Consider the following 12,428-nt stretch of genomic DNA (forward strand, 5'->3'; position numbering starts at 1 on the left):
CGCTGGCGCAGGCGCTGGGGCGGGAGCTGGCGCCGCATCATCGCCAGACGGCACGACCCCGGAGGCATGGGCGTTGCGCCTCGCGACCCCCGCCGATGTCGAGGAGATCGCCTTCGCCGAGCTCGAGCTGTTCCCCGACGAGGCCTGGAATGTCTTCCAGCTCGCCGAGGAGATCGAGCACCCCGACCGGCGCTACGTGATTGCCGCCGCGGGTGCTGACGCGAGCGGAGAGCTGCTCGGCTACGCCGGGATCATGCTGGCCGGCGACCTGGCGGACCTGCACACCATCGGCACCCTGCGCGAGAGCGTCGGCATCGGCCGCGCCCTGCTCGCCTGGTGCGAGGAACAGGCGCGACGCGGGGGAGCGGAGCGGCTTCTCCTCGAGGTGCGCGAAGACAACGACCGGGCCAGGTCCTTCTACGCGCGGGCTGGCTACCAGGAGATCGACCGCCGCAAGGGCTACTACCGGATCCGGGGTCGACGCATCGACGCCCTGGTCATGCAGCGTGACCTCGGAGCCTGAGCAGACTCGCCTGCACCCCGCTGCGCGCCTGCTCTGCTCTGGCACCGAGTTGCTGGCCGGCACCCGTCGCCCCCGCCGTCGCGCCCGGTGGAGGAACCCTCCGCTCCCGCTCGGTGAGATGCCCGTGACACGCCCGTGGGCGCCTGTCGACTCCCTCGTTTCGTGTCGCTAGCGGGATGTTTCGGTGGATTGGGTGGGCGTGACGGCTGGGGGCGCTGACGGGCAGGTCGGCTGCGACCTGATCGGAGGGATCGGCAGCAGGCCTGGGTGGAGACGGGGCGGGGCGGGGGCGTGCGCTCAGAGGAAGTCGCGCACCTTCTGGAACAGATCCGGATAGCGGCTGGTCAGCCGCGCCACTCCGATGCGCAGGCCCACCAGGAAGGCGACGATGCCGACGGCGAGCGAGAGGATCCCGGCGACGAGCAGCAGCAGATCGCTGCCCACCACGAGCCCCCAGATCGCCAGGCCGACCGTCGGGATCTGCGGCACGAACACCGCGACCATGGCGATCGTCATCGTGAGCATCGCGTTCGTGCTCGAGGCGGACTTGTCCTTCATCGGATTGGTGCCGGGGGCGGATGCCGGGTAGGGCAGGATCGCCGAGATCGCGACCGAGGCACCCCATCCGGTGGCCATCGTGCCGAGGGAGGCCAGCACGATGAGCGGAATGAGATGGGGGAGGCCGTACAGCAGCGGGATCACGGCGGAGACCACGATCACCGGCGGCACCATGATCACGGCGATCGCCGCGACCCGGCCCAGCAGATTCGCGCGCGCCGGGAGATTCGCCGTGATATTCACCCAGCCGGACGGACCGTCGAACCCGATCTCGTTGCACAGGCTGAGCCCGCTGAGGCCGCACATCAGGACCACCATGGCGAGCATCATCGACCGCGACTCCGGGAGCATCATCCCCATCGCCACGAGGAACACGATGATCAGCGGATAGATGCCGATCGCGGCCAGGTATCGGGTGTCGCGGCGCCAGTAGCGCAGCGACTTGCCCATCATCGCTCCGAAGGCCGACGGCTTCACGAAGCGCGGCACCAGGGCGGAGACCTTCGTGGTCCCGGAGGAGGCGTCACCGGTCAGAGCCGACGTCAGCGAGGCGTCCAGCGAACGACGCCACCACAGCCAGGTCAGCGCGATCGTCGCCGCCCCGATCGCCAGGCGCAGGAGCGCCGGCACCACATGGCCCTCGGCGAGGTCCATGGGCACCGCGAAGAGTGCGCCGAAGGGGGTCCAGGTCAGCACATCGATGACGGTGGGCAGCCAGCGCATCACGAAGTCGACGTCGATCTCCGAGACCTTCTGCATGCCCAGGGAGAAGCCGTAGATCACGGCGAACATGGCCAGCATGCCGATGATCCCGCCCAGCTCGCGCCCGCTGCGGGACGAGGCGCGGCTCGCCGAGTGCGCGAACCAGGCGCGCGGCAGCAGCAGGCACAGGGCGAGGCCGGCGAGGTTCGCCGGGATGAGCAGCACCACGGCGGCGATGATCCACCCCACGCCCTGGCCGAAGAGCACCAGCCACAGCACCTCGAAGGCGGTGGCGATGACCAGCGCGACCAGGGTGAACAGACTGGGCAGGCCGAGCATGGCCGCAGCGAGCAGCCCGGGCTGCAGCTCCTTGCCGTTGCGCGGGAACAGGGCGAAGCGGCGTGGATCCAGCGTGTCGTCGAGGCCGAAGGCCAGCACGGGGATCAGGAACCACAGCAGAACGGTCAGGGCGCCGAGACCGCGGATGATCATCGGGAACAGATCACCCTCGCCGCTCCACAGCGTCGCGCCGAGGAAGGCGAACACCAGGCCGACGAGACCGCCGAGCGCATACAGGCCGCCGAGGATCGTCCCGACGAGCTTGCCGATGTTCTTGCGGTAGGAGCGCTTCCACAGGGTCCACTTCAGCGTCACCAGGAGGCGGATCAGGGACTTCTGGGAGACCGCGCCGTGGTGGACGCCTGCTGCGGAGGCGGTCGCGGTGTGCTCGCTGCTCAGGACTCCAACCACGACAGGCTCCCTTCAGCGACGTCGCCACCGCCCACGAGATCGATGAACGTCTGCCCGAGACTGCCGCCCTGGCGGACCTCGTCGAGCGTCCCGTCGGCCATCAGCACGCCGTCCGCGATGATCGCGACGTGGCTGCACAGACCCTCGACCAGCTCCATCGCGTGGCTGGACAGCACCACGGTGCCGCCGCCGTCGACGTAGGCGGTGAGGATCTTCCGGATCACCTGCGCGGAGACCGGGTCGACGGCCTCGAGGGGCTCGTCGAGGATCAGCAGGCGCGGAGCATGCAGCAGCGCGCAGGCCAGCAGGATCTTCTTGGTCATGCCGGCGGAGTAGTCGACGACGAGCTTGCCGTCCTCGCCCTCGAGGTCCAGGGCGGCCAGCAGCGATGCGCTGCGCTGGTCGACGACGTCGGCCTCCATGCCACGGATGAGGCCGACGTAGGTCAGCAGCTCGCGCCCGGTCAGCCGGTCGAAGGTGCGCAGGCCGTCGGCGAGCACTCCCAGCTGGGCCTTCGCCGTGGTGGGGTCGGCCCACATATCCGTGCCGAGGACGTGCGCGGTGCCGGCATCGGGCCGCAGCAGACCGGTCGCCATCGAGAGGGTGGTGGTCTTGCCCGCACCGTTGGGGCCCACCATCCCGTAGAAGGAGCCGCGCGGCACGTCCAGGGAGATCCCGTGGACGACCTCGGTCTTGCCGAAGGTCTTGCGCAGCCCGCGGATCGACAGCGCGGACTGCGTCGGGAGGGCGGTGTCGGCTCCGACGGGCGCCGCGGCTCCCGTGACCGGCGCCGTCGGCGCATGCGCGGACGGATCGGGGGAGCCGGACGGGACAGGCGTGGACGGATCGGCCGTTGACGGACCGGCCGCGGACGGATCGGGGGAGCCGGACGGGATCGAGGAGGACGGGTCGGCTGAGTGCATGGGATCACGCTACCGAGCGGCTGGTCGACGCGGGGTCCCCCGGTCGGTGAGGACAGGACCGACCTTCGTCGGGTGCGCGCCCCGGGAGGCGTCCCGGAGGGCGCTGGGCAACTAGGATGCGCAGGAGTTGTCCTGGTACCGAGGGAAGGAATCCCATGTCGAAGCTGCGCCCCTCTCCGCGCGCGCCTGGCCTGTCTCAGGAGGTCGAAGAGATCCCGCTCGGCATCCGACGGCTGGCCGCCTGGTCCTGGCGGATCCTCGTGATCGTCGCGACCACGGCCCTGATCCTCTACGGCCTGCTCCAGGTGACCGGGATCGTGATCCCGGTGCTGCTCGCGGTCCTCCTCGCCGTGCTGCTGACCCCCGTGGTCAAGCTGCTCACCCGCTATACGTTCCTGGGCCGCGCGGCGGCCAGCGGGGTCGCCCTGCTCGGACTGCTCCTCGTGGTCGCGGGAATGTTCACCCTCGCCGGGCGGCAGCTGATCGCCAAGTGGGCGGATATCCAGGACAAGCTGGTCACGGGCTTCGAATCCGTGTCGGAGTGGGCGAAGACGACCTTCCAGATCGATACCCCGATGATCAACTCGGCCCTCGACGAGGGCCTGGCCAAGCTGCAGGAGAACGCGGACACGCTGCTCAACTCGGCGGTCAGCACGGCCGCGGTGCTCGGCAACCTCGTCACCGGCGTCCTGATCATGCTGTTCACGCTCTTCTTCCTGCTCTCGAGCGGCCCGACGATCTGGCGCTGGGTCGTCGGCCTCATGCCGCCGGCCGCCCGGACCGGCACCCATGAGGCGTTCCGACGGGGCTGGAAGGCGCTGTCGGCCTACGTGCGCACCCAGATCCTGGTGGCCGCCGTGGACGCCGTGGGCATCTCGATCGGCATGGTCGCCCTCGGCCTGGGTTCCTACGCGGTGCCGATCTGGCTGCTCGTGTTCCTGTTCTCCTTCATCCCGCTGGTCGGCGCGATCGCCTCAGGCATCATCGCCGTACTGCTCGTGCTGGTGCTGCAGAACTGGATCTTCGCCCTGATCATGCTGGGCATCGTGCTGCTCGTGCAGCAGCTCGAGGGCAACGTCCTCCAGCCGCTGCTCATGGGCAAGGCCGTCGAGCTGCACCCGCTCGCGGTGTTCCTGGGCGTGGCCGGCGGCGCGATGATCGCCGGGATCCCCGGCGCCCTGTTCGCGATCCCGCTGATCGCGTTCGTGAACGCCACCCTGCTGTACATCGTGGGCCGTGACCCCAGCCCGGAGCTGGGTGTGGACAGGGCATCCCAGGAGCACTTCGCGGCGATCGCCACGGGGTATCACCCGCATCTCGACGATGCTGATGCTGGCGTCGGCGGGCCCGAGGACCAGGACGCGAGCGACTCACCGGCGCAGTCGGTGACCGGGTCCGACGTGCCGTCGGCAGCGACGTCCGCAGCCCCGTCGGCCGACTCGTCGGAGCAGGCGCCCGAGCAGGCCCCCGAGTTCCCGACGAAACCGACTCAGGAGTAACCAGGTGCTCCGGGCCTGCGGACCCGGAGCACCTCCCAGGGCACGAGAGTGGCCCCCGACCCGGCTGATGCCGGATCGGGGGCCATTCTCGTCATGCTCCGGACGGAGCGCTGCGCACGCGGCGCATCACGTCACGGGGTGTAGGGCTTCGCGCTCAGGATCTCGATCGCGAACGACTTCCCGTTCGGCGCGGTGTAGTCCACCGTGTCGCCCACCTTCGAGCCATGGATCGCGCCGCCCAGCGGCGACTCGGAGGAGTACACCTCCAGGTCCGCGTTCTCCGCGATCTCCCGGTTTCCGAGCAGGAACGTGCGCTCCTTGCCGGCCATCGTGATGACGACGACCATGCCGGGCTCGACGACACCGTCGTCCTTCGGCGATTCGCCCACCACGGCGTTCTTGAGGAGACGCTGGAGGTCGGCGATGCGCGACTCCTGCTTCCCCTGCTCCTCACGGGCCGCGTGATAGCCGCCGTTCTCCTTGAGGTCGCCCTCGTCACGGGCAGCGGCGATGCGCTCCGCGATCTCGGTACGGCCCGGTCCCTCGAGCTCTGCGAGCTCCTGGGTGAGGCGGTCGTACGCGTCCTGGGTGAGCCAGGCGCCATTCGGCTGGCTGCTCATCGGTTCACTCCTGTCGTCTGGGATCGTGCGCATCGGGGACATCATGAAAGAGCCCCCTATACGCGAATCACGGGGCACATGTCCTCATGCGCCCCGTGGTGCGGGTGATGATCACCGGCTCGATGCCGGTTTCGGGATACCCTACACCGCACAATTCAGGGTTCCCCGAATGTTCAAGGAGTTTCGCGCTGCGAGTAATTCGAGCGCCCGTTCCGGGGATGTGCGCTTCCTGGGGGTCGCCGCGAGCGGGCGAGGTTGTTCAGGCGGGGGCGACGCCGACGAGATCGGTCGGGTGCGATCGGTCGGGTGGGACCGATCAGGCGGGATCGATCAGGCGGGCTCGCACGCCACGATCTCGGCCGAGACGGCCTCGCCCTGGGTGGAGATCTCCACGGAGTGCACCGTCTGGCGCTCCGTCTGCGCGGGGATGGTGGTCTCGACGAATCCGACCTGCGCGCGGCCTTCGTTGAGGGCCTGGATGCGGCAGGTGGCCTCGGTGCCGGGATCCATGGTGAGCGAGTACTGCACGGCGATGACATCGTCGGCCACGTGGTCGTAGCCGACCATGTCGGCACGGATGGGTGGGCTCGCGACCCAGTAGCCGACCAGGGCGACCACGGCGAGGAAGACAGCAGCGACGAGGGCCACGAGGATCCGGGAGGTGCGCTTCGAGATCTTCGGTGCGCCGTAGCGATCGGCCGGGCGCTGCAGGGTGCCGTTCATGGGGCCATCCTCCCAGACCTCTGGTCGCCGACCTCCCAGGGGAGCGCGGGCGGCGGGAGGGCCCGGTCACGTCCGTCGGCCCTGTGCCCGCCGCCCCGTGAACCCCCAGGCCCGGTGGCGTACGATCGGACGCTGGAACGGCACGCCCGAGATGCCGCTGCCGGGCCCCGGGGTGCCTCGTCCCCGAGCCGATGATCCGAGGAGAACCGTGACCGTCCAGTTGCCTGCGCCCGATGAGACCCTGCGGATGATGGCCGTCCACGCGCACCCGGATGACGAGTCCTCCAAGGGTGCCGGCACGACCGCTCGCTATGCCCGAGAGGGTGCGCAGGTCACGGTGATCACGTGCACCGGAGGGGAGCGCGGGGACGTGCTGAACCCACGGCTGCGCGACGATCCTGCCCTGACCCGCGACGTCCTGCCGGCGGTGCGCCGGCAGGAGATGGCCGCGGCCCAGGAAATCCTCGGCGTGGACCACGAGTGGCTGGGCTTCATCGACTCCGGCCTGCCCGAGGGCGACCCGCTGCCCCCGCTCCCCGAGGGGAGCTTCGCCACCTTGAGCCCCGAGGAGGCGGCCCGCCCGCTCGTGGAGGCCATCCGTCGGCTGCGCCCGCACGTGCTGACCACGTACGACGAGAACGGCGGCTACCCGCACCCCGATCACATCCAGACCAACCGGATCAGTGTCGCGGCCTTCGACCTCGCCGCGGATCCGGAGTTCGCCCCGGAGCTCGGAGAGCCCTGGGAGGTCGCCAAGCTCTACTACATCAACGGGTTCCATCGTCAGCGGTTCTCCGCCGTCGCCCGGCATCTGCGGGCCGCCGGCGCTCCGAACGAGGAGCTCGAGCAGATGATGGAGCGCTTCGACGAGTCGACGGACCGGCTGCTGACCACGCGCATCGACGTGCGTGAGTACCTCGGGGTGCGCGACGACGCCCTGCGCGCACATGCCACGCAGGTGGATCCCGACGGCCCGTTCTTCCGGATCTCCCATGATGTGGAGACCGCGGTGTGGGGCACCGAGGACTACGAGCTGCACATCTCCCGGATCGGCGTGAAGCTGCCGGAGAACGACCTGTTCGCCGGCTTGCGCGACGAGTCGATCGAGGCTCGCGCATGATCGGTGCGCAGCTCTCGTCGGCGGCCGGCGTGCTCCTGGCCGGTCCGTTCCCCTCGGACGGCGGCCCCTCGGATGGCAGCGGCTTCAACTCCGTCACCGTCTCTCCGGGCCTGCCCGGCTTCATCGCGATGTTCATCCTCGCGGTGGCCGTGGTGCTGCTGGTGCTCGACATGACCCGACGCACGCGACGCGTGAAGGCCCGCGCCGCAGTGCAGGAGCGCATGGACGCCGAGCAGGCCGAGCGCGACGCCGCGGCAGCGGCTGCCGAGGGGGAGGACGCCCCGGACGACGCTGCGGGGTCCACGAGCTCGGGCGGTCCTTCCGGCGCTGATGACACCGAGGGTCAGGCCCCGCGGGGGACGGCGGAGGAGAGTTCGTTGGAGACGTCTGGCGACGTGGCGGGGATCCCTGCGGATCCCCGGCCCTCGCCGGCGCACGACGCCGATCACGACGCCGATGATGACACCGACGAACCGGGCGGCGACGACCGCCGCTGAGGTGACTCGGAGACTGCGCCGCGCCGCGTCGCTCAGACGACGGCGGTCGCGACCGCCGCGAAGTGACAGCCGAAGCCGATCAGCGTGCCCGCGTGGAAGATCTCGTGGAACCCGAACCAGGCCGGGGACGGGTTGGGCTTCTTGAGCGCATAGACGACGGCGCCGACCGTGTAGGCCAGGCCGCCGATGGACAGCAGCCAGACGACGGACCAGCCGGCGGAGGCTTGGAGCGCGGGCATGTAGAAGACCGCCACCCAGCCCAGGGCGACGTAGGCCGGGACGTACAGCCAGCGCGGGGCGTTCGTCCAGAACAGACGGAAGCACACGCCGACCAGCGCACCGCCCCAGGCGATGCTGAGCAGGGTGATCGCCTGGCGCGGGGCGAGCATCGACACCGCGATCGGGGTGTACGTGCCGGCGATGATGAGGAAGATGTTCGCGTGGTCGAAGCGGCGCAGCATGATGGCGCGCTGAGGTGTCCAGGTGCCGCGGTGGTAGACGGCGCTGACGCCGAACAGCATCCCCGCGGTCAGCACGAAGACGGCGCACGCCAGACGCACTGCGAGAGTCTCGCCGAAGGCGACCAGCAGCAGCCCGGCCACCAGCGAGGTGGGGAACGCGATCAGGTGGAGCACGCCGCGCATCCGCGGCTTCGGCAGCTGCAGCCCGAGCTGGGTGGCCCGAGCGGCCATCGCCCGCGTCAAGGTCCTCGGGGCGAAGGGGTGAGTCTCTGCCGTGGGGATCTGCTCCGAGGGGAGCTGCGTCGAGGGCAACATCGAGGGGGTCTCGGCGTCGGGGTCGATGCTCGGAGCGCCGGATTCGGCCACTGCTTCCGCGGCCTCCTGCAGCGCCGGATCCTCGGCCGACAGGGCCGTCCGGGCTGCGGGTGAGGAGCTGGACGCAGCGGCGGGTTGCCGTCTCGCGTCGTCCGATGGAGTGGTCGTCGAGGAGCGGTCGGAGTCCTCGGGTCGCGGCCCGTTAGTCATGGCGAAATCGTAACCTACGGCAACGTAACCTCGGGGCTCTCCTCGACGTGCTCCACGGCGTGCGCCAGGTGACGCTCCACGTGACGATCCGGTGTGGATTGCGAGGAAACGGCGAGGTCGGGGTCGGGCATCGTCGATACTGGAGGGGTGCGGCGTCATGGGTCGGGCCGCACAGCGCGTGCCGTGCACGGGCCAGGCGCCCCAGGGCGGCCGGGTCACCGCATCCGACCCGGGGGATCGGAGGCTGCAATGGATGACGACGGCCTTCTGTACCGCGTCTACGAACGTCGGCTCACGAAGGAGCTCGAGGCCTTCGAGCTCCCGCAGCATCTCGGGGTCATCGTCGACGGCAACCGTCGCTGGGCGAAAGAGGCCGGCGAGTCCACCGAGCACGGCCATCGGGCTGGCGCCGCGAAGATCGTCGAGTTCCTCTCCTGGTGCGAAGATCTCAAGATCCCCCTGGTCACCGTGTGGATGCTGTCCACCGACAACCTCAGCCGCCCGCCCGAGGAACTCGTCGCGCTCTACGAGATCATCGCCTCGACCGTCGAACAGATCGCCGGGGCCGGCTACTGCGTACGGCTCACCGGCACCGCCGAGGCCCTGCCCGACGACGTCCGCGCCGGTATCGCCCGGATCCAGGAGCGCGCCGCCCCGGACTCCGAGCTCACAGTCAACGTCGCCATCGGCTACGGCGGCCGCGAGGAGATCGTCGACGCCGTGCAGGAGCTGGTGCGCGACCTCGGTGCGCAGGGCAGGTCCCCGGAGGACATCGCCGCGGCGATCAGCGTCGACTCGATCGCGGAGCACCTCTACACCCGGGGTCAGCCGGATCCCGATCTGATCATCCGCACCTCGGGCGAGCAACGGCTCTCCGGCTTCCTGCTGTGGCAGTCGGTCCACTCCGAGTACTGGTTCTGCGAGACCTACTGGCCGGGCTTCCGTCGGATCGACCTGCTGCGCGCGCTGCGCGACTTCTGCCGACGAGAGCGACGCTTCGGCGCCTGATGGTCGGCGCCTGACGCCTGTCGCTTGTCGCTGGTGCCTGGGCCCGGCACCCGATGCCTGTCGCCGTACGTCTGCGGCTCGGACCTCGGCCCTGGTGTCGGCCCGGACCGGCCCGACGGCTGCACATCGAGTGTCCGCACCTCCCGCCCTGGGCATGCGACCGGTGGCACACTGGGGTCATCGGGAGCTCGGCAGAACTCCCGATGACGATCGGGTGAACGTCGAACCCGCCGACGGCGGGACGTGCCCGTGAGCGGGTGAGGACCCCGCTAGGGTCCAGGCATCCGCGCGATTTCGGGAGGCTCCGATGGACGACACCACCACAGCCCGCGAGACGATGTCCGCACAGACGGACATCGCAGGCTCCGGTACGAGGTTCAGGTCGGGGGTGATCGGAGCCGCGAACAGGGACGGCTCGCCGGTGGTGCCGTCGCTGCGTCCCGGGGGAGCGCAGCAGATCCTCTCGGGCGTGGAGACGGGTGTGATCACCTACGTGGTGGACACCTCGGTGCTGCTGTCGGACCCGCTCTCGCTGCACCGCTTCGCCGAGCATGACGTCGTGCTGCCGATCGTGGTCGTCACCGAGCTCGAGGCGAAGCGGCACCACCCGGACCTCGGCTATTTCGCTCGGCAGGCGCTGCGCCTGCTCGACGATCTGCGGGAGCAGCACGGGAACCTCTCCGTGCCGCTGCCGATCGGCAAGGACGGCGGGCACGTGCAGGTGGAGCTCAACCACATGAACACCGCCTCGTTGCCTGACGGCTTCCGCCTCGGGGACAACGACACCCGGATCCTCGCGGTCGCCAAGAACCTGCAGCTCGAGGGCAAGGACGTCGTGCTGGTCTCCAAGGACCTGCCGATGCGCATCAAGGCCTCCGCCTCCGGGATCCATGCTGAGGAGTACCGAGCCGAGCTCGCCCGGGACCGCGGGTACACAGGCATGGTCACGACCTCGGTCGACGAGCAGACCATGACCGATCTCTACGACGGTCAGACGGTCGAGATCTCCGAGGTCGCCCACCAGCCCGTGCACACGGGGCTGACGATCACCAGCCCGCGAGGCTCGGCGCTGGGACGGGTCACCCGCGATCACCAGGTGACGCTCGTCCAGGGCGACCAGACAGTCTTCGGTGTCTCGGGCCGCTCCGCCGAGCAGCGCGTCGCGATCGATCTGCTCCAGGACGAGTCCGTCGGGATCGTCTCCCTGGGCGGTCGCGCGGGCACCGGCAAGAGCGCGCTCGCCCTGTGCGCCGGCCTCGAGGCCGTCCTCGAACGGCGCACCCAGCGCAAGATCATGGTGTTCCGCCCGCTGTTCGCCGTGGGCGGCCAGGAGCTCGGCTTCCTGCCCGGTGACCAGGGCGAGAAGATGGGGCCCTGGGGCCAGGCCGTGTTCGACACCCTCAGCTCGATGGTCTCCCAGAACGTCATCGACGAGGTGCTCTCACGCGGCATGCTCGAGGTGATGCCGTTGACCCACATCCGCGGCCGTTCCCTCCACGACGCCTTCGTGATCGTCGACGAGGCGCAGTCCCTGGAGCGCAACGTGCTGCTGACGATGCTCTCCCGCGTCGGCCAGAACTCCCGCGTCGTGCTCACCCATGACGTGGCCCAGCGGGACAACCTCCGCATCGGCCGCTACGACGGCATCGCCTCGGTCGTCGAAGCGCTCAAGGAGAAGGAGCTCTTCGCGCACATGACCCTGCAGCGCTCCGAGCGCTCCAAGGTCGCCGAGCTGGTCACCCACGTGCTGGACGAGCCGGTGTTCTGAGCGGGGATGGTCAGGTCGCGCAGCCGGGGCAGGTGAGTGCGTGGTGCCGTGACAGGGAAGGGCCAGGTGGCCCCTGATTCCCATTTCCCTCTCGCCGCGTCGTGCTGACTGGCGCGTCATGGTCAGGGAGCCTCGTATGGGTGTTGCTTGCACGCCAGGCGACTGTGGAGGCGATGGTGCGTGCTGACTGGCGCGTCATGATCAGGGAGCCTCGTATAGGTGTTGCCTGCACGCCAGGCGACTGTGGAGGCGATGGTGCGTGCTGACTGGCGCGTCATGCTCAGGGAGCCTCGTATGGGGGCTGCTTGCGCGCCAGACGACTGTGGGTGTCACCAGGATGCTCCTGGCCCTGGCCCTGGCCCTGGCTCTGGTCCTTGTCCGGTGCGTCGTCCTCTCCTCCCCACTCCGGGTCTGTCCACACCCGCGCTCCTTTGCCCTCGACGTCACTACGTCCGGTGATGGGGTGCAGGCATGGAGATCCCCGGAATCCGTCATCGGAACCAGTTGCGGCGGGAAGGCTGGACACGGCGTGAGCTCGACCGATGGAAGCGGTCCGGAACTGCTGTCAGCAGGCAACCGTGGTACCTCACCAGTTCTGCCCCACCGAAGCTCGTTGACCTGCTAGCACTCGGTGTTCGCCCGACGTGTTTGGAGGCGGCGCTGTTCCACGGGCTCTGGGTGCCCCGCGGCGACGGCTGTCAAGGGACATCGGGATCTCCCTGTGGGCGGACGTTTGATCTCCCTGTTCGCG

General features: G+C 69.6%; 11 protein-coding genes. 6 read left to right on the forward strand and 5 right to left on the reverse strand.

Features of this window, described 5'->3' with window-relative positions; translation table 11 throughout:
• Positions 1-73 precede the first annotated feature (73 nt).
• The gene (locus INT49_RS06255; protein WP_226849822.1) at positions 74-523 is read left to right on the forward strand and encodes a GNAT family N-acetyltransferase; all 450 of its coding nucleotides are present in this window, start codon (positions 74-76) and stop codon (positions 521-523) included.
• A 297-nt stretch (positions 524-820) separates the two neighbouring features.
• Here INT49_RS06255 and INT49_RS06260 read toward each other — a convergent pair whose 3' ends face one another.
• The gene (locus tag INT49_RS06260; RefSeq protein ID WP_193116849.1) at positions 821-2,533 is read right to left on the reverse strand and encodes a hypothetical protein; all 1,713 of its coding nucleotides are present in this window, start codon (positions 2,531-2,533) and stop codon (positions 821-823) included.
• A complete protein-coding gene (locus tag INT49_RS06265) occupies positions 2,518-3,456 on the reverse strand; it encodes an ABC transporter ATP-binding protein (RefSeq protein WP_226849823.1) in 939 nt (312 codons plus the stop codon). The genes INT49_RS06260 and INT49_RS06265 overlap by 16 nt, the downstream gene beginning before the upstream one ends.
• 155 nt (positions 3,457-3,611) lie before the next feature.
• Here INT49_RS06265 and INT49_RS06270 point away from each other — a divergent pair, with 155 nt between their 5' ends.
• Positions 3,612-4,955 carry an AI-2E family transporter gene (locus INT49_RS06270; protein ID WP_193116850.1) on the forward strand — a complete coding sequence of 448 codons (1,344 nt, stop codon included), beginning with the start codon at positions 3,612-3,614 and terminating at the stop codon, positions 4,953-4,955.
• Positions 4,956-5,086: 131 nt separating this feature from the next.
• Here INT49_RS06270 and greA read toward each other — a convergent pair whose 3' ends face one another.
• Both greA and INT49_RS06280 read right to left on the reverse strand, forming a co-directional pair.
• Positions 5,087-5,575 (reverse strand): transcription elongation factor GreA, encoded by a 489-nt coding sequence (gene greA, locus INT49_RS06275; RefSeq protein WP_193116851.1) that lies wholly within the window; start codon positions 5,573-5,575, stop codon positions 5,087-5,089.
• Positions 5,576-5,905: 330 nt separating this feature from the next.
• Positions 5,906-6,298 carry a DUF4307 domain-containing protein gene (locus INT49_RS06280; protein WP_193116852.1) on the reverse strand — a complete coding sequence of 131 codons (393 nt, stop codon included), beginning with the start codon at positions 6,296-6,298 and terminating at the stop codon, positions 5,906-5,908.
• A gap of 208 nt (positions 6,299-6,506) precedes the next feature.
• Between INT49_RS06280 and mca the strand changes: the two genes are divergently transcribed.
• Both mca and INT49_RS06290 read left to right on the forward strand, forming a co-directional pair.
• Positions 6,507-7,418 carry a mycothiol conjugate amidase Mca gene (mca, locus tag INT49_RS06285; RefSeq protein WP_193116853.1) on the forward strand — a complete coding sequence of 304 codons (912 nt, stop codon included), beginning with the start codon at positions 6,507-6,509 and terminating at the stop codon, positions 7,416-7,418.
• A complete protein-coding gene (locus tag INT49_RS06290; protein ID WP_193116854.1) occupies positions 7,415-7,915 on the forward strand; it encodes a hypothetical protein in 501 nt (166 codons plus the stop codon). The genes mca and INT49_RS06290 overlap by 4 nt, the downstream gene beginning before the upstream one ends.
• 32 nt (positions 7,916-7,947) lie before the next feature.
• On the opposite strand, the gene trhA is transcribed toward INT49_RS06290, so the two are convergent.
• A complete protein-coding gene (gene trhA, locus INT49_RS06295) occupies positions 7,948-8,901 on the reverse strand; it encodes a PAQR family membrane homeostasis protein TrhA (RefSeq protein WP_193116855.1) in 954 nt (317 codons plus the stop codon).
• Positions 8,902-9,150: 249 nt separating this feature from the next.
• Here trhA and INT49_RS06300 point away from each other — a divergent pair, with 249 nt between their 5' ends.
• On the forward strand, positions 9,151-9,909 hold the full coding sequence (locus INT49_RS06300; protein ID WP_193116856.1) for an isoprenyl transferase: 759 nt from the start codon (positions 9,151-9,153) through the stop codon (positions 9,907-9,909).
• A gap of 307 nt (positions 9,910-10,216) precedes the next feature.
• Positions 10,217-11,677, forward strand: coding sequence for a PhoH family protein (locus INT49_RS06305; protein ID WP_226849824.1), 1,461 nt, complete (start codon positions 10,217-10,219; stop codon positions 11,675-11,677).
• Positions 11,678-12,428 lie beyond the last annotated feature (751 nt).

Source organism: Brachybacterium tyrofermentans (genome assembly GCF_014897585.1).
Taxonomy (GTDB): domain Bacteria; phylum Actinomycetota; class Actinomycetes; order Actinomycetales; family Dermabacteraceae; genus Brachybacterium; species Brachybacterium tyrofermentans.